At 63.7% G+C, this 14874-nt stretch carries 13 protein-coding genes; 6 read left to right on the forward strand and 7 right to left on the reverse strand.

The features are described 5' to 3' along the window. Window positions 1-63: 63 nt before the first annotated feature. On the reverse strand, window positions 64-1086 hold the full coding sequence (locus HUK72_RS03215) for a phosphotransferase family protein (RefSeq protein ID WP_336950288.1): 1023 nt from the start codon (window positions 1084-1086) through the stop codon (window positions 64-66). Next, on the reverse strand, window positions 1083-2330 hold the full coding sequence (locus HUK72_RS03220) for an acyl-CoA dehydrogenase family protein (RefSeq protein WP_176595506.1): 1248 nt from the start codon (window positions 2328-2330) through the stop codon (window positions 1083-1085). Before HUK72_RS03220 ends, HUK72_RS03215 begins: the two co-directional genes overlap by 4 nt. 228 nt (window positions 2331-2558) lie before the next feature. Here HUK72_RS03220 and HUK72_RS03225 point away from each other — a divergent pair, with 228 nt between their 5' ends. From HUK72_RS03225 to HUK72_RS03235, 3 genes are all read left to right on the forward strand, one after another. Continuing rightward, window positions 2559-3809 carry a TetR/AcrR family transcriptional regulator gene (locus HUK72_RS03225; RefSeq protein WP_176595507.1) on the forward strand — a complete coding sequence of 417 codons (1251 nt, stop codon included), beginning with the start codon at window positions 2559-2561 and terminating at the stop codon, window positions 3807-3809. Window positions 3810-4037: 228 nt separating this feature from the next. Beyond that, the gene (locus tag HUK72_RS03230) at window positions 4038-4703 is read left to right on the forward strand and encodes an SDR family oxidoreductase (protein ID WP_176595508.1); all 666 of its coding nucleotides are present in this window, start codon (window positions 4038-4040) and stop codon (window positions 4701-4703) included. Window positions 4704-4822: 119 nt separating this feature from the next. Beyond that, window positions 4823-6562 carry a class I adenylate-forming enzyme family protein gene (locus tag HUK72_RS03235; RefSeq protein WP_176595509.1) on the forward strand — a complete coding sequence of 580 codons (1740 nt, stop codon included), beginning with the start codon at window positions 4823-4825 and terminating at the stop codon, window positions 6560-6562. A 77-nt stretch (window positions 6563-6639) separates the two neighbouring features. Here HUK72_RS03235 and HUK72_RS03240 read toward each other — a convergent pair whose 3' ends face one another. The 5 genes from HUK72_RS03240 to HUK72_RS03260 form a co-directional block, all read right to left on the reverse strand. Beyond that, on the reverse strand, window positions 6640-7437 hold the full coding sequence (locus HUK72_RS03240) for an SDR family NAD(P)-dependent oxidoreductase (protein WP_176595510.1): 798 nt from the start codon (window positions 7435-7437) through the stop codon (window positions 6640-6642). A gap of 11 nt (window positions 7438-7448) precedes the next feature. Beyond that, window positions 7449-8231, reverse strand: a complete 783-nt coding sequence (locus HUK72_RS03245) for an SDR family oxidoreductase (protein WP_176595511.1) — start codon at window positions 8229-8231, stop codon at window positions 7449-7451. Between the two features lie 144 nt (window positions 8232-8375). Further along, window positions 8376-9014 (reverse strand): FCD domain-containing protein, encoded by a 639-nt coding sequence (locus HUK72_RS03250; RefSeq protein WP_176595512.1) that lies wholly within the window; start codon window positions 9012-9014, stop codon window positions 8376-8378. A gap of 147 nt (window positions 9015-9161) precedes the next feature. Next, window positions 9162-10754, reverse strand: coding sequence for an FAD-dependent monooxygenase (locus tag HUK72_RS03255; protein ID WP_176595513.1), 1593 nt, complete (start codon window positions 10752-10754; stop codon window positions 9162-9164). Between the two features lie 41 nt (window positions 10755-10795). Beyond that, window positions 10796-11665 (reverse strand): fumarylacetoacetate hydrolase family protein, encoded by an 870-nt coding sequence (locus HUK72_RS03260; protein WP_176595514.1) that lies wholly within the window; start codon window positions 11663-11665, stop codon window positions 10796-10798. 292 nt (window positions 11666-11957) lie between these two features. Between HUK72_RS03260 and HUK72_RS03265 the strand changes: the two genes are divergently transcribed. The 3 genes from HUK72_RS03265 (at window position 11958) to HUK72_RS03275 (ending at window position 14867) form a co-directional block, all read left to right on the forward strand. After that, window positions 11958-12887 (forward strand): VOC family protein, encoded by a 930-nt coding sequence (locus HUK72_RS03265; protein WP_176595515.1) that lies wholly within the window; start codon window positions 11958-11960, stop codon window positions 12885-12887. 91 nt (window positions 12888-12978) lie between these two features. After that, a complete protein-coding gene (locus HUK72_RS03270) occupies window positions 12979-14103 on the forward strand; it encodes a zinc-binding dehydrogenase (RefSeq protein ID WP_176595516.1) in 1125 nt (374 codons plus the stop codon). A 74-nt stretch (window positions 14104-14177) separates the two neighbouring features. Continuing rightward, a complete protein-coding gene (locus tag HUK72_RS03275; protein WP_176595517.1) occupies window positions 14178-14867 on the forward strand; it encodes a nitroreductase in 690 nt (229 codons plus the stop codon). The last annotated feature ends 7 nt before the right edge of the window (window positions 14868-14874 follow it).

Below are 14874 nucleotides of genomic sequence, written 5' to 3' on the forward strand. Positions count from 1 at the left end.
TCTTCTGAAGGCATGGAAATGGGAGAGGGTGCCGTCGCCCGTCCGGATTTCGCGGGTCTCCGGTCATTGCGGCGCACCGGCTATACGCGCCTGCGCCCAGCCCGCCTGCGCTATGAACGGCAATCGGGCGACCGTCTCGGCGGCCTGCGGGCTTGACGCGTTGCCATCGATCATCCGCTTCTTGATCCCCTGGATGATGCCGGCTGCCCGGAAGAGATTATAGGCGAAGTACCAGCGCAGATCGGGCAGCGCGTCGCGCCCGGTGGCGGCGCAATAGCGCGTGACCGCTTCTTCCAGGGTCGGGATGCCCGCCTCCGCCAGATCGACGCCGCCCAGACCTGCGCGGCCGTCGCAAGGCATCGCCCAGCACATGGCCAGATAGGTGAAATCGGCAAGAGGATCGCCAATGGTCGCCAGCTCCCAATCCAGAACGGCGCGCACTTCCAGCGTGTCGGCTGCGTAGATCAGATTGTCGATCCGATAATCGCCATGGATGATCGAAACGCCCGATTGCTCCGGCAATGTGCGCGGCAGCCATGCGATCAGTTTCTCGATCTCGGGAATGTCCTCGGTCTGGGAAGCGCGATATTGCTTCGTCCAGCGCTCGACCTGCCGCCCGATATAATGGCCCGGACGCCCGAAATCGCCCAGGCCGGCCGCTTGATGGTCGATCGAATGGAGCGCCGCCACCGTGTCGATCATCGCATCATAGCAAGCGCGGCGATCGGCCTTGGGAAGCTCCGGCAAGGTGCCGTCCCAGAAGGTGCGGCCTTCCACCATTTCCATGAGATAGAAAGTGGCGCCGATAACCTGATCGTCTTCGCAAAGCGCGACCGGGCGCGGGACCGGAAATCCGGTCGGATGGATGGCCGAGATCAAGCGGAATTCGCGCTCCACCGCATGGGCGGAGGGCAGGAGCGTGCCGAACGGCTTGCGGCGCAGCACATAATTGCCGCCATCGGTGCGGATGCGATAGGTCGGGTTGGATTGCCCGCCAGGGAATTTCTCCACCGCTTCGATGCCGGCGCCGCCGGGGACCGCGCCGCGCATCCAGCGCGCCAGCGCGGTCTCGTTCAGGTCGCTCACTGCGTAGCTACCCGATAGCGGCCGAATTCGGCGCGGGCGATGGCGCGGGCGTGCACTTCGTCGGGACCGTCCGCCAGGCGCAAAGTGCGGATGCTGGCCCAATCCGCCGCAAGCGCGAAGTCGCTGGTCACGCCCGCGCCGCCATGCGCCTGGACCGCATCGTCAAGGATGCGCAGCGCCATTTGCGGCGCCTGCACCTTGATCATCGCGATTTCGTTGCGGGCGGCCTTGTTGCCTGCGCGGTCCATCATGTCCGCCGCCTTGAGGCAGAGCAGCCGCGTCATCTCTATGTCGATGCGCGCCCGCGCAATCCGCTCTTCCCAGACCGAATGGTCCGCGATCCGCTTGCCGAAAGCGGTCCGGGAGGTGAGGCGCCTCGTCATCGCCTCCAGCGCTTCCTCGGCAATGCCGATGGTGCGCATGCAATGATGGATGCGGCCCGGCCCCAGGCGGCCCTGCGCGATCTCGAAGCCGCGCCCTTCGCCCAGCAGCAGATTTCCGGCAGGTACGCGCACATTGGTGAGCGTGATCTCGGCATGGCCATGCGGGGCGTGATCATATCCGTAGACCGGCAGTATCCGCTCGATCTTTACCCCCGGGGAGGCGAGATCGACCAGGATCATCGCCTGCTGACGGTGAGTCTCCGCATCGGGATCGGTCTTGCCCATGACGATGGCGATCCGGCAGCGCGGATCGCCTGCGCCGGACGACCACCATTTGCGTCCATTGATCACATATTCGTCGCCATCCCGGCGGATCGAGGTCTGGATATTGGTGGCGTCGGAAGAGGCGACCTCTGGCTCGGTCATCAGGAAGGCGGATCGGATTTCGCCCTCCATCAGCGGTTTCAGCCAGGCGTCCTTCTGCGCCCGCGTTCCATAGCGGTGGAGCACCTCCATATTGCCGGTGTCAGGCGCCGAGCAGTTGAAGACTTCCGACGCCCAATGCAGGCGGCCCATCTCTTCCGCGCACAGGGCATATTCCAGATTGGTGAGCCGCTCGCCGGTGAAGACGAAGCCGTCGTCCGCTTCGCCATGCTCGCCCGCGGGCGGCATGAAGAGGTTCCAGAGACCGGCCGCCTTGGCCTTTACCTTGAGTTTCTCGATCGTCTGCAGCGGCGCCCACCGATCCCCGCCAGCCAGTTCGGCCTCCAGCTCTGCGACCTTCGGGCGGACCTCCGACATCATGAATTCGCGGACCCGATCCCGGAAATGGCGCTCACGATCTGTTGGGGTGAAATCCACGGCTTGGCTCCTGTCTCCGACTGCCGCCCGCCTATCGGGCAACCGATACTCTATTTTCGATTCGTCCTTCACAATAAAAAAATATTTTTTAAAATCCAGAAAAATATGGGTCAATTGCCGAAATTATTTCCGCGCGGGTTGGAATGAATTTTCAAATATGTCGCAAAGGCACGGATTTTCCTGTATCCGCATATCGACAGCCAGCAAATCTTCGACGAGAAGGAAGGCATGACCGCAAAACTGCTCGAATCTCCCGCCGCGCCCGGACAGCCTGTCTCGGAAAGGAACTCCGCGCGGTTCGAGCGGCAGAAGCAGCGGATACTCGACGCCGCCACGGTCCTTCTCAATCAGAAAGGCGTCTGGGGGATGACGCTTCAGGAGGTGGCTGGCGCGCTCGGTCTCGGCACGTCCAGCGTCACTTATTATTTCAAGCGCCGCGAACATCTGGCCGCCGCCGTGTTCGAGGACAGTCTTTCCCGCCTGGCCGACATGGCGCGATGCGCCGCCCTGGAGCCTACGCCGCGATCACGCGTGGGCCGCTATGTCGAACTCTATATCGACCAGATCGCGCGCGGTCTGCGCGGCGAAGTCAGGCCCTTTGCCATTCTCTCGGAAATCCGGGCGATGGAGGAGGGCGTGCGCGCCCAACTGGTCGGTCAATATCAGGACATATTCCGTCAAGTGCGCGGCTTCTTCGGCCCAAGCGATACCGAGGAGCGCAAGCAGCACCTGACTGCGCGGGCGCATATCCTGAACGAAGCGCTGTTCTGGTCCGAAATCTGGCTGCAACGCTTTGCGATCGGTGACTTCCCGAACGTGTGCCGGCGCCTGCTGGCCGTTCTGGACGGAGGTTTGACCACGCCGGGCACGGATTGGCGGGCGATGGCCGTTCAGCCGCCCGCCGCGCCCGATCCAGGCGAGGCGGCGGAATTCCTCCGCGTGGCCACCCGCCTGATCAATGATTTCGGCTATAAGGGCGCGTCGGTGGAGCGGATCGCCGGAGAGCTCAACCGCGCGAAGACGAGCTTCTACCGGAAGATCGACGGCAAGGATGAGCTGGTGGCGGCCTGCTCCCGCGACAGCTATCACCGGTTGGCGGCGCTCAAGCGGCTGGCGGACGAAAGCCAGTCATCGGCCTGGGGCCGGATCGCGGCCACCCTGAGTTCGGCGCTTGCCCTCCAGTTCCGGGGCGACTTCCCGCTTTTGCGATCGTCCGCGCTTCAGGCCATGCCCGCGTCGGTGCGAAGCGCGGCGGTCGAGCGGTCCGAACGCACCGCCTTCGGTCTGATGGGTGTGCTCGTCGAGGGGATGGGCGAGGGAAGCATTCGCGTCGTCGATCCCCTGATTGCCAGCCATATCGTGCTGTCGTCGATCGACGCCTCTTACGACCTGAAGGGCTGGCGAACGCGACAGCCTCTGCAACAGGCGATCGACATGTATCTCGGGACATTGGCCACCGGCCTTTTCGATCCCGATTGATCGTCCCGTCCGCAAGCGACGGCTTCCTGCATCCATAGTGACGACTTGACGCGGGCCACGCGGCCGGAGCGCGCAGCCGTGCCGCGTGGCTTGGCGATGCCGTGGGCGGCTGTCGCTCTAGCTTTTGCAAGAAAAAATTGTTTTAATAAAAAAATAGTTTAAAATTGCCTTGGTTCGGGGTAAGCGATGCGTGGGCTCAATGCTGGCCCCCATCAAAGGAGTGGTGTTATGCAGGGTAAAGTGGTGGTCGTGACCGGCGGCCTGGGTTTCTTGGGCAGCGCGGTCATCGCGGCGGCAAAGGCGGCGGGCGCGAAGACCGTGGCGATCGATCTTGCCCAGGGCCAATCGGATGCGGACCTGACGCTGGGTGGGGTGGATCTGGTTCAGGATGCCGCCGCGGCGATGGAGCGCGTGGTCAAGGAATTCGGCGGCATCGACGGTCTCGCCAATATTGCGGGCGGATTTACCTGGACCAAGGTTGCGGACAGCGCGCTTGACGCCTGGACGTCGACCTATCTCGTCAATATCGGCACGACGCTGGGCGCATCGGTGGCGGCGCTGCCGCACCTGAAGGCGCGCAACGGCGCGATCGTCAATGTCGCGGCGGCCGGCGCCGCGAGTGCTGGCCTTGGCATGGGCCCTTATGCCGCCGCCAAGTCCGGCGTTCTGCGCCTGACCGAAAGTCTGGCGGAGGAGTTGAAGGAAGAGGGCGTGCGCGTGAACGCCGTCTCCCCGACGATCATCGACACGCCGGTCAATCGCACGCATATGGCGGATGCCGATTTCTCGCGCTGGGTCCAGCCATCCGATCTTGCGCAGACGATCCTCTACCTTCTGTCCGACAAGGCGGGCGCCATCACCGGCGCCAATCTGCTGACCGCCGGGCGGGTCTGACCGAGGCATCACCGGTCTCGCGCCATCGCCCGCTTGACGGGCGTAGCGCGGGATCGTGGACCCAGCCAAAGCGGCGAACCAGGGAATCAAAAGACGATGGCCAGGACAGGGCAAAGGGCATGAACGAAGCCATCCTACCGGCGGAGTGGCCCGCCATGTCGATCGAAGAGGCGGAGCGTCTCCTGACGGCTCCCGGCAGCCCCTATGAAATCGAGATTGTGGAGATTGACGGACGCCCGACGCGTTCCTGGAAACATGCGCCCGCGACCCTGCGGACCGTGCTGGAGGAGTCGCGCCGCCATGCGGAGCGGACGTTCCTCGTCTATGAAGAGGAGCGCGTCAGCTACCACGCCTTTCATCGCGCCGTCGCCGTTTTCGCGCAGGAATTGATCCGGCAGGGCGTGGAGCCGGGCGACCGCGTGGCGATCGTCATGCGCAATCTGCCGGAATGGGCGGTGGCGTTCTACGCCATCACCTGCATCGGCGCCATCGCCACGCCGCTCAATGCATGGTGGACCGGCGGAGAGCTTGCTTATGCCTTGGCTGACTCGGGCGCCAAAATCGTCATAGCCGATTTCGAGCGTTATCGCCGGCTGAAGGACCATATGCCGGCATGTCCCTTGGTCCAGAACATCTATGTCAGCCGTGCGGACAGCGACTTTGCCGAAGTCGATACTGTCGAGCAAGTGATCGGCAAGCCCGATAACTGGGCAACACTGCCCGACGCCGCGGTTCCTGGGCGGACGATGGCGCCAGACGACATCGCGACCCTCTTCTATACTTCCGGAACCTCCGGCAAGCCCAAGGGCGTCCTAAGCTCTCACAGAGCGATCAACGCCAATATCGTGGCCGCCGCAAGCGGAGGCGCGCGCGCCAGTCTGAGGCGCGGAGAAGGGCTGCCGATGCCCGATCCGGAAGCCCCGCAAAAGGCGGCGCTCCAGACCGTGCCGCTATTCCATGTGACGGGTCTGGTCGGCTTTCTCAATCTCCAGCTCGCCAATGGGGCTAAGCTTGTGCTGATGCACAAATGGGACCCGGTGCGCGCATTCCAACTGATCGAAAGAGAGCGGATCACCTCTACCGGCGGCGTGCCCACCATTGCCTGGCAACTGCTCGAACATCCGGCGCGGGCAAATCACGACCTGTCCTCGCTTGAACTGATCTCCTATGGCGGCGCGCCTTCGGCGCCTGAACTGGTGCGTCAGTTGAGGGCGGCTTTTCCTCATTCCGCGCCGGCCAATGGCTGGGGCATGACCGAAACCACGGCCGGGGTCGCGACCAACGCGGCGGAGGATTATATCGCTCGCCCCGACAGCGCCGGCCGTCCGGTCGCGACATCCGACCTGGAGGTTCGCGATCCCGTTGATGGCATGACCCGGCTTCCCGCCGGGACGGTCGGGGAGCTGTGGGCGAGGGGGCCGCAAATGGCCAAGGGATATTGGAACAATCCCGAAGCCACCGCGCAGACCTTCGTCGACGGCTGGGTGCGCAGCGGCGACCTCGCCCGGCTCGATGAGGAGGGCTTTTGCTATATTGTCGACAGGGCGAAGGACATCCTCATTCGCGGCGGCGAGAATATCTACTGCATCGAAGTCGAAAATATCCTCTACGACCATCCGGCGATCATGGATGCAGCGCTGGTCGGCCGGCCGCACCGCACCTTGGGGGAGGAACCGGTTGCCGTCGTCACTCTGAAGCCCGGCGCAACCGCCACGGAAGAGGAATTGCGAAGCCATGTGGCGGCGCGCCTTGCCGCGTTCAAGGTGCCCGTCGCCATCAGGATTTCGGCTGAGGTCCTGCCGCGCAATCCGAATGGCAAGATCCTCAAGCCTGAGCTGCAGAAGCTCTTTGCGGAGTGAAACTGTCGAGGGGGGAGAGGTGATGCAAACCCGCATGGCTTGCCGGGCCATGCGGGTTTGCGTGCCGTCTAGGGCGCTCAGCGCTGGGCGAGCGAAGCCTGCCCCAGATGAAGGCCCGCGTCCGCGAGCAGGGTTTCTCCCGTAACATGGCGACCGCCGGGCGTGGCGAAGAAGATCGCCGCGCCCGCGATCTCCTCGGCCTTTGAGGCGACCTTCAAAGGATTGGATTCCGCGATCGAGAGCCGCAAGGCGTCGACCGTCTCTTGGGGAAGGGCGTCGCCATACCATGGCGTATCGATATAGCCCGGGCAGATCGCGTTCACGCGGATCTTCGGCGCGAGCGAGCGCGCGAGCGACAGGGTCATGGTCACCAGCGCGCCCTTGGATGCCGCATAGGGAATTGACGATCCAAGCCCGGTCACCCCCGCGACCGAGGCCGTGTTGACCACCACGCCGAAGGGCGCTGCCTCCAGCAAGGTCTGTGCGGCGCGGATCATCTGATAGGCGCCGACGACATTGACCGAATAGAGGCGAAGAAAGTCCTCCGCGGACACCGTGTCGAGCTGCGCCTGATCGGCAAAGACGGTCGCCCCGGCATTGTTGAACAGGGCATCGATCCGGCCGAAGGGGCGGGCGGCTTCGACGATCTTCAGGCAGTCCGCGTCCTTGGCGACGTCGCCTTGGACGATGATGGCGGTCGCGCCCTCCCTTTCCACCAGGCGGGCGGTCGTTTCGGCCTCGCTCCGGTTCGAGGCATAGTTGATGACCACGACCTTCGCACCGCGCGCTGCCGTCTCGACCGCGATGGCGCGCCCAAGACCGCTCGACGCGCCGGTTATGAGGATGACGAGGTTCTTCAAATCCTGGAAAGCCATGACCGGGCTCCTCAAATCGTCGAACTGGCGAAGGTCACGCCGCCATCGACGGCAATCGTGACGCCGACGGCATAGTCGCCGGCCCGCGACGCGAGGTAGACGGCCACGCCCTGCATGTCTTCGTCCTGGCCGATCCGCCGCGAGGGTATCCGCTGAGCCAGCGCGTCGCCATGGTCGCGGGCATCGACGTTCATCTCGGAGACGAAAGCGCCGGGCGCGATGGCGTTCACGCAGATATTGTCGTCGATCAACCTTGCGGCCATGCGCCGCGTCAGGTGGATCAGGCCAGCCTTGCTCGCATGATAGGAATATGTCTCTTGCGGGTTGGGGCGCAGGCCGTCGACCGAGGCGATGTTGATCACCTTGGCGGGCTTCTGCGCGCTGGCGGCGGCCTTCAGCGGCTCGAAAAGCGCCTGGGTGAGGAAGAAGGGCGATTTGAGATTCAGATCGACCACCTTGTCCCACCCCTTTTCCGGGAAAGCGCCGAATTCAGCCAACCATGCCGCCCCGGCATTGTTGACGAGTATGTCGAGCCTGGATTCGCGGCGCATCAGCTCGGCGGCCAATGCCTCGCAGCCCTCGACGGTCGAAACATCCTGGGGAAGAGAGATGCAGGTGCCGCCAGCGGCCGACAGCTCAGCGGCGGCGGCGTCGCAGACGTCCGCCTTGCGCGAAGAGATATATACTTTGGCGCCGCGCTCGATGAAGCCGGCCGCAATCATCTTGCCGATTCCGCGTGAACCGCCGGTGACGAGCGCCGTGCGGCCTTCGAGCGAGAAAAGCTTGTCTGTCATGTGATCCCCTCCTTTTAAGGATGCCGCCTGCGGGGCCCGCCATCCAGGCGGGCCATCCGGAATCGACGCGCGCGTCGTGCCCTGCGGTCGATGAACTCTCACAGGGCTGGGGGATAAAATCAATATTTTTTTATGAGAAAAATTTTATTTTGCGCATTTCTCCTGCTCGCGCCGGACGAAGGATTCTATGATCAGGGCCGTCGTCCGCCGGAGATGATCCACCGTCGCCTGGACGAGCGCATCCGCATCCCGCGCCAGGGCGAATTTGACCATTTCATGATGTTCCTCATTGACGTCCCGGTCCGATTCCAGGTCGAACAACAAGCCGCGATAGCGCTCCGACTGCTCATATAATTGGCCATGAAGCGAGAAGAGCCGCCGATTGCCGCAGGCGCTGACCAGCGCCGAATGGAATTGGGCGTGATTTTGCGCCCATTTCAGCCGGGGATCTTCTCCGGTGGCGGGAACGGGCTCGCTTCTCAGCTTATATTCCGCCGCGAGTATGCCCGCTTCCCAATCCACATCGCCATTCTTGACCGAGAGCCTGAGCGCGATCGATTCGATCTCGCAGCGCAGGTCCGTCAACTCGATCAGGTCTTCGGGCGACAAGGGCGCGACCACGAAGCCGCGCTGATCCCGCGCTACGACGAGTTCTTCCGGCACCAGTCTCGACAAGGCTTCGCGGACCGCCCCCGGGCTCACCCCCAGCTCATCCGCGAGATCGGGGATTTTGAGCTTCTTGTCCGGCCTGTGCCGTCCCAGCAGAATATCGGTCCGGATCACCTGATATGCCAGCGATGTCTGATTGCGGGGCCCCTCAAGCTCCAGGGCAGAATTAGATTTTTTGTTCAGCATCGACGTTTTCCAGTGAGAGCATATATTTTCGGACCGATCGTTGCACTATGAAAGAGCCGATGCCAAGATTTTTGCTCAGAAGCCCGGCTGCGCCGTAACGATCGGGAAGGCGTTCCGCCAACGGTCCCCGCGCCAGGCGACATGCTGGTCCGGCCGGACGAGCACCATTTGCGCGCCGAACAGCCGCGCCGCGTCGATCCCTTCGGGCCGGATCACGGCTAGCGGAATGGCGAGCGCACGGGCATCCTCTTCCGCCTGGCTGACATCGCCCGGATCGGCCTGACCGCCGATCAGCAGCGAAAAGCCTTGGCCCAGGCAGTCATAGAGGGAACGGCCGTCCGCCAGCCAGGCATGGGGAAGAAGATAGCCGGGGCGCGCCGTCGGCTCATAATGTTCCGGCCTGTGGATCGGCGCGGAGGCATCTTCCCGCAGGATGATCGGTGAGGCTTCGTAACCAAGGCCGAGCACGGTGCCGAGCGTATAAAATTCCCGCCCCCGCGTCGCCTGGATCACGGCCCCCTGCCTTTCTCTCGCCGCCTCGCCCGCTGGCGTGTCGTCATCCAGTTCGGGGGGCAGCGGTGCCGCCGCCGCGCTCAATATGCCGATGGTTTCGTCGATCACGGCGCGGTGCACCGCCCTGCGCTCCGCCTCATAGCTGTCGATCAGCGCCGGGCCGCCCCATCCCTGAAGCATCGCCGCCAGCTTCCAGCCGACATCGACCCCGTCGGAAATGCCCATGTTCATGCCATAGCCGCCGAAGGGCGGATGGAGATGACAGGCGTCGCCGCCCAGGATGATCCGCCGGTCCGAATAGCGATCGGCCAGCAACTCGTTCGCGAACCAGGCGTCGGCGCTCAATATCTCGTAAGGCAGGTCGATTCCGGTGCACTGACGGATCATGGCCTTCGCCTCCTCCTCCGTCAGCGTCACGTCCTGCGGGACGCCGGGCATGAAGAACCAGATGTCGTCGCGATCCATGGGGCCTATGGCGCTCACGCCATGCGTGCTCACCTGCCAATACATGGCGGCCGGACCCCGGGGATGGGCATCGGCAAGTCCCGGCGCCCTGAAAATGATGTTATAGGCCCGCGCAATGCCGTGCCTGCCCTCCATCCGGGCGCCTATGACGTCCCGCACGCGGCTGCGCGCGCCATCCGCTCCGAACAGGAATTGCGATTCGATCATGGTGCGCTCGCCGTCGAACTCGACGATCGAGCGCACCCCGTTTCCGTCCTGCTCGGCATCCACGAAGAGCGCGCCGAACCGGATTTCGACCGAAGGAAGCGATCGCGCTTTCTCCAGCAGGACCTTCTCCAGCTTATATTGCGGAATGAACTGGCCATGTTCAGGGTAGAGGTCCGACCGGACCGGCGCGGCATTGAACGCGTCGGCAAAGCGGGCAAGCTCATGACCCCCTTCGCCAAGCCGGGTGAGGAAGACCATATTGTTCGGATAGTCGATGCCGAACGGCGATTCCTCCGCCAGCCGGCCGGCTATCCCCCACCGCCTGAGATGCGTGCGGGTCCGCACATTGGTGGTCTTGGCGCGGGGAGCCAGGCCCCCGCGCGCATTTTGCTCGACCAGCAGAACCGAAATGTCGCGCATTCCCAGTTCGATGGCGGCGGCAAGGCCGACCGGCCCCGCGCCAACGATCAGAACATCAGTCATCCCCACACCTTATTCTTATGGTTGCCATCGCTGGACGGCGATCAGGCCTTTGCCGGCGCGATCACCCGGTTCTCGATCGCGCCGATCCCGTCGACTTCGCAGCGTACGACATCCCCCGTCTGCAGGAAACGCGGCGGCACCATCGCCACGCCGACGCCGCTTGGCGTGCCCGTCGCCAGCAAGTCGCCGGGATTGAGGGTGAAGGCGGTCGAAAGATAGGCGATCTGCTGCCAGACATTATAGACGAGCTCGCCCGTATTGCTGTCCTGCCGCAGCTCGCCATTGACGTAGCAGCGCAGCCCCAGGACATGCGGATCGGGAATCTCGTCGGCCGTCACGATCCACGGGCCGATCGGCCCATGCGTATCGAACGACTTGCCGACCGTGAAGGTGGGTGCATGCGTTTGCCAGTCGCGCGCCGAAACATCGTTGCACACGACATAGCCGAACACATGATGCTTCGCGTCTTCGACGCTCACATGCCTCGCCGTCTTGCCGATGATCACGCCCAGCTCGACTTCATAATCGACCGCTTCGCTGACGCCCGGGTCCGTGTCGTCAAAGGGACCGACGATGCAACTGGTCTGCTTGTTGAACCAGAACTGGTTGGTCGGAACCGGCGCGCCCAGCCTTTTGGCTTCCTCCATATGCTTGCGATAGTTCATCCCTATCGCCAAGAATTTTTCCGGCCGCTCGATGGGCGCGAGCAGCTTCAGCCCATCCAGCGGGACAGCGCTGCCGGCATTGGCCTCCGCAAAGGCGCGGATGGCGTCCAGCGCGTCATCGCCGGCCGCCACGATGGAAAGCATGGTGGGAAAATGATCGGCCAGGCCATCCAGCGGCACGACCGTTTCGCCCCGCACCACCCCAAGCCGCGGCATACCCGCCGTGTCGAACCGAACCAGTCGCATATCTATTCTCCCTTATGGCTGCCGGACGGTCCCGGCCCCCGCAAATTCCGAGACACTGCATAAGCCAGAAAAAACTATTGGCATAGCAAAAAAATAGTTTTATGCCTTAACTCGTGCTGAACATAAGGCTGGCGTCGCCGGCTGAAGAAAGGCGGAAAGGGAGAGGAGGCGGCCATAAAAGGCGTCTGCTGCATCATGATGCGATCGGCTGGCGGCGCTCCCGAAGGCGTCGCCCATGACCTTGTCCCTGGAAAAATCAGCCCGGAATCTTGGAAATCATCAGGAGGTTTTTATGAGTGTGATCAAGGTCGAGGATATTGCTTTCGTTCGATTCCAGGCACCGGATCTGGGCGAAATCCGGTCCTTTCTCGAAGACTTCGGTCTGAAGTGCGTCGAGCAGGACGGCAGGCTCTATGCAAAGGGTACCGACGGCGCGCCCTTCGTCCACGTCACGGAGAAAGGCGAGAAACGCTTCGTCGGGCTGGGGTTCCGGGCGAAATCGCGCGCCGATGTGGAGCAGCTTGCCGCTCATGAGGGCTTGTCGGTGCAGACCGCCGACACGCCGGGCGGCGGCGTCTTCGTCCGCCTCACCGACCCTGACGGCAATCTGGTCGACGTGATCGCGGATCAGACCTTCGGTGAGCCGGAGCCTTATCCGCAGGAGACCCCTTTCAATTCCCTTGGCCAGCGCCGCCGTCTGCGCGCCCCGGTCCGGATCGAGGCGGCGCCGTCGCATGTCCGCCGGCTGGGCCATGCCATGATCATGGTCGGGAATTTCGCGACCTCCGCCGCTTGGTACAAAGAACGTCTGGGGCTGATCCCGTCCGATCAGGTGGAGGTGGAACCCGACGCGCCGATCGGCGCCTTCATGCGTGTCGATAGGGGGGCGACGCCGACGGACCACCACACGCTGGCGATGATCGCGCCGCCGGACGGGCCGGGCTTTGGCCATGCGGCGTTCGAGGTGGACGGCTTCGACGATCTCATGAAGGGGCACTCCTATCTCAAGGAGCGCAAGCGCGAGCATGCCTGGGGCGTCGGCCGGCACAAGCTGGGCAGTCAGATTTTCGACTATTGGCGCGATCCGCAGGGCTTTGAGTTGGAGCATTGGACGGACGGCGATCTGCACACGGCCGACGACCCGACCGGGACCGGCAATATCGAGGATCTTCTGGGAACGCAGTGGGGGCCCAAGCATCCGTTGCTCGCTGGCGGCGAGTGACAGTTGCGCGGTGGCGCATCGGGCATCGCCCCGATGCGCCACGCCTCGCTCCGGCGAGGCCCAATCAAAACGCTTGCAAGCGGAGACGACAATGACCTTCCAGGGGCGCGAACTGCGATCCACCATCGCCGGGAACGGCACGCTCACCCTCAGCATCGAAGAGGTGGCGATTTCCGACCCCGCCGATGATGAGATCATCGTCCGCGTCGAGGCCGCGCCGATCAACCCCAGCGACCTTGGGCTGTTGCTGGGGCCAGCCGACCTTTCGACCCTGCGCGAAGTCGAGGGCGAGGGCCCCGGCCTCCTATTCGACGTTCCGGAAGCGCGGTTGAAAGCCATGGCGGCCCGCATCGACCAGTCGCTGCCCGTCGGGAATGAGGGGGCGGGGACCGTCGTGGCGGCGGGCAAGAACGCCAGGGGTCTTGAGGGCAAGCTTGTCGGCCTGCTGGGCGGCGCGATGTACGCGGATTATCGCAAGATCCGCGCCCAGGACGTGACGCCGCTTCCCGCGGGCGCGACCGCCGCCGACGGCGCTTCGATGTTCGTCAATCCGCTGACCGCCCTTGGCTTTGTCGAGACGGCCCGAAGGGAAGGGCACAAGGCGATCATCCATAGCGCCGCCGCCTCGAATCTCGGCCAGATGGTGCAGCGCATCTGCCTCGCTGACGGCGTTCCGCTGATCAATATCGTCCGTTCGCCGCAGCAGGTCGCGGTCCTTCAGGAGATCGGCGCCCAGATCGTCCTCAACTCGCGGGACGATGATTTCCATCAGCGGCTTGTCGCTGCCATTTCCGAAACCGGGGCGACCGTGGCGTTCGATCCCATCGGCGGCGGAACCCTCGGCGCCGAAATCCTGCAGGCGATGGAAGAGGCGGCGGCGCGCAAGATGACCGAATATAGCCGCTATGGCTCGGACACGTTCAAGCAACTCTATATCTATGGAACATTGGATTTCGGACCGACCGTCATCAATCGCCGCCCGCTCGGCTATGAGTGGAGCGTCTCCGGCTGGCTCTTGAACTTCTTCCTCAGGAAAGCGGGTCCGGAGGTGGAGAAGCGATTGCGCCAGCGCGTGGTCGATGAACTGACGACGACCTTCGCCAGCAACTACACCCGCGTCATCGGACTGGCCGAAGCCCTGCAACCCGACGTGCTGCGGGCCTATGAGCGCAAGGCGACGGGCGAGAAATTCCTGATCGATCCCAGGCGGGGATGACGCCGAAGGCCGATCGCGAGCGGCAGCCGGGCAGGCTGTCCTTCACTTCTTCTTGAAATGGGCAGAGCCTTTTGATGAGTGTCATTCCTTCATTCGACGACGTCGTCCTCGGTCGCCGCAGCATCCGCGGCTTCCGGCCAGAGCGCCCCTCCGTGGACTTGGTCAAGGAGGTGATCGCGCTCGCCATGCGCGCGCCTTCCTCCTACAATACGCAGCCGTGGCATTTCTTCGTCGTCTCCGGCGAACCGCTGGAGCGCATCCGCGCAGGCAATACGGAGCGGACGCTCGGCGGGGTGCCCGATTCCCGCGAATTTCGCAGCCACGGCGCCTATGAGGGGCCGCATCGCGAACGGCAGGTAGAGGTCGCCAAACAGCTATTCGGCGCGATGGGCATCGACCGGCACGATCAGGAACGGCGGCAGGACTGGATATTGCGGGGGTTTCGCCAGTTCGACGCGCCGATTTCGATCGTCGTGACCTATGATCGCTCCATCCATGGCGGCGACATCGGGCCGTTCGATTGCGGCGCTGTCACCAATGCGCTGGTCAATGCCGCCTGGTCGCGTGGCCTGGGCTGCGTGATCAACAGCCAGGGCGTGATGCAATCTCCGGTCGTTCGCGAACAGGCCGGGATTCCCGAGGATCAGGTGATCATGATCTGCGTGGCGATGGGTTGGCCCGACGACGGCTTTCCGGCCAATGCCGTCGTCTCGCGGCGCAGGTCCGTGGATGAGGCGGCCATTTTCGTCGGTTTCGAAGGCTAAGATGAGG

The sequence above is a fragment of the Sphingobium sp. 15-1 genome (assembly GCF_013375535.1).
GTDB classification, from domain to species: domain Bacteria; phylum Pseudomonadota; class Alphaproteobacteria; order Sphingomonadales; family Sphingomonadaceae; genus Sphingobium; species Sphingobium aromaticivastans.

Excerpts from the sequence above, each read along its gene's own strand:
- HUK72_RS03225 (WP_176595507.1), top strand. The coding sequence starts at position 2,559 with ATGACCGCAAAACTGCTCGAATCTCCCGCCGCGCCCGGACAGCCTGTC.
- HUK72_RS03230 (WP_176595508.1), top strand. The coding sequence starts at position 4,038 with ATGCAGGGTAAAGTGGTGGTCGTGACCGGCGGCCTGGGTTTCTTGGGC.
- HUK72_RS03235 (WP_176595509.1), top strand. The coding sequence starts at position 4,823 with ATGAACGAAGCCATCCTACCGGCGGAGTGGCCCGCCATGTCGATCGAA.
- HUK72_RS03240 (WP_176595510.1), bottom strand. The coding sequence starts at position 7,437 with ATGGCTTTCCAGGATTTGAAGAACCTCGTCATCCTCATAACCGGCGCG.
- HUK72_RS03245 (WP_176595511.1), bottom strand. The coding sequence starts at position 8,231 with ATGACAGACAAGCTTTTCTCGCTCGAAGGCCGCACGGCGCTCGTCACC.
- HUK72_RS03255 (WP_176595513.1), bottom strand. The coding sequence starts at position 10,754 with ATGACTGATGTTCTGATCGTTGGCGCGGGGCCGGTCGGCCTTGCCGCC.
- HUK72_RS03260 (WP_176595514.1), bottom strand. The coding sequence starts at position 11,665 with ATGCGACTGGTTCGGTTCGACACGGCGGGTATGCCGCGGCTTGGGGTG.
- HUK72_RS03265 (WP_176595515.1), top strand. The coding sequence starts at position 11,958 with ATGAGTGTGATCAAGGTCGAGGATATTGCTTTCGTTCGATTCCAGGCA.
- HUK72_RS03270 (WP_176595516.1), top strand. The coding sequence starts at position 12,979 with ATGACCTTCCAGGGGCGCGAACTGCGATCCACCATCGCCGGGAACGGC.
- HUK72_RS03275 (WP_176595517.1), top strand. The coding sequence starts at position 14,178 with ATGAGTGTCATTCCTTCATTCGACGACGTCGTCCTCGGTCGCCGCAGC.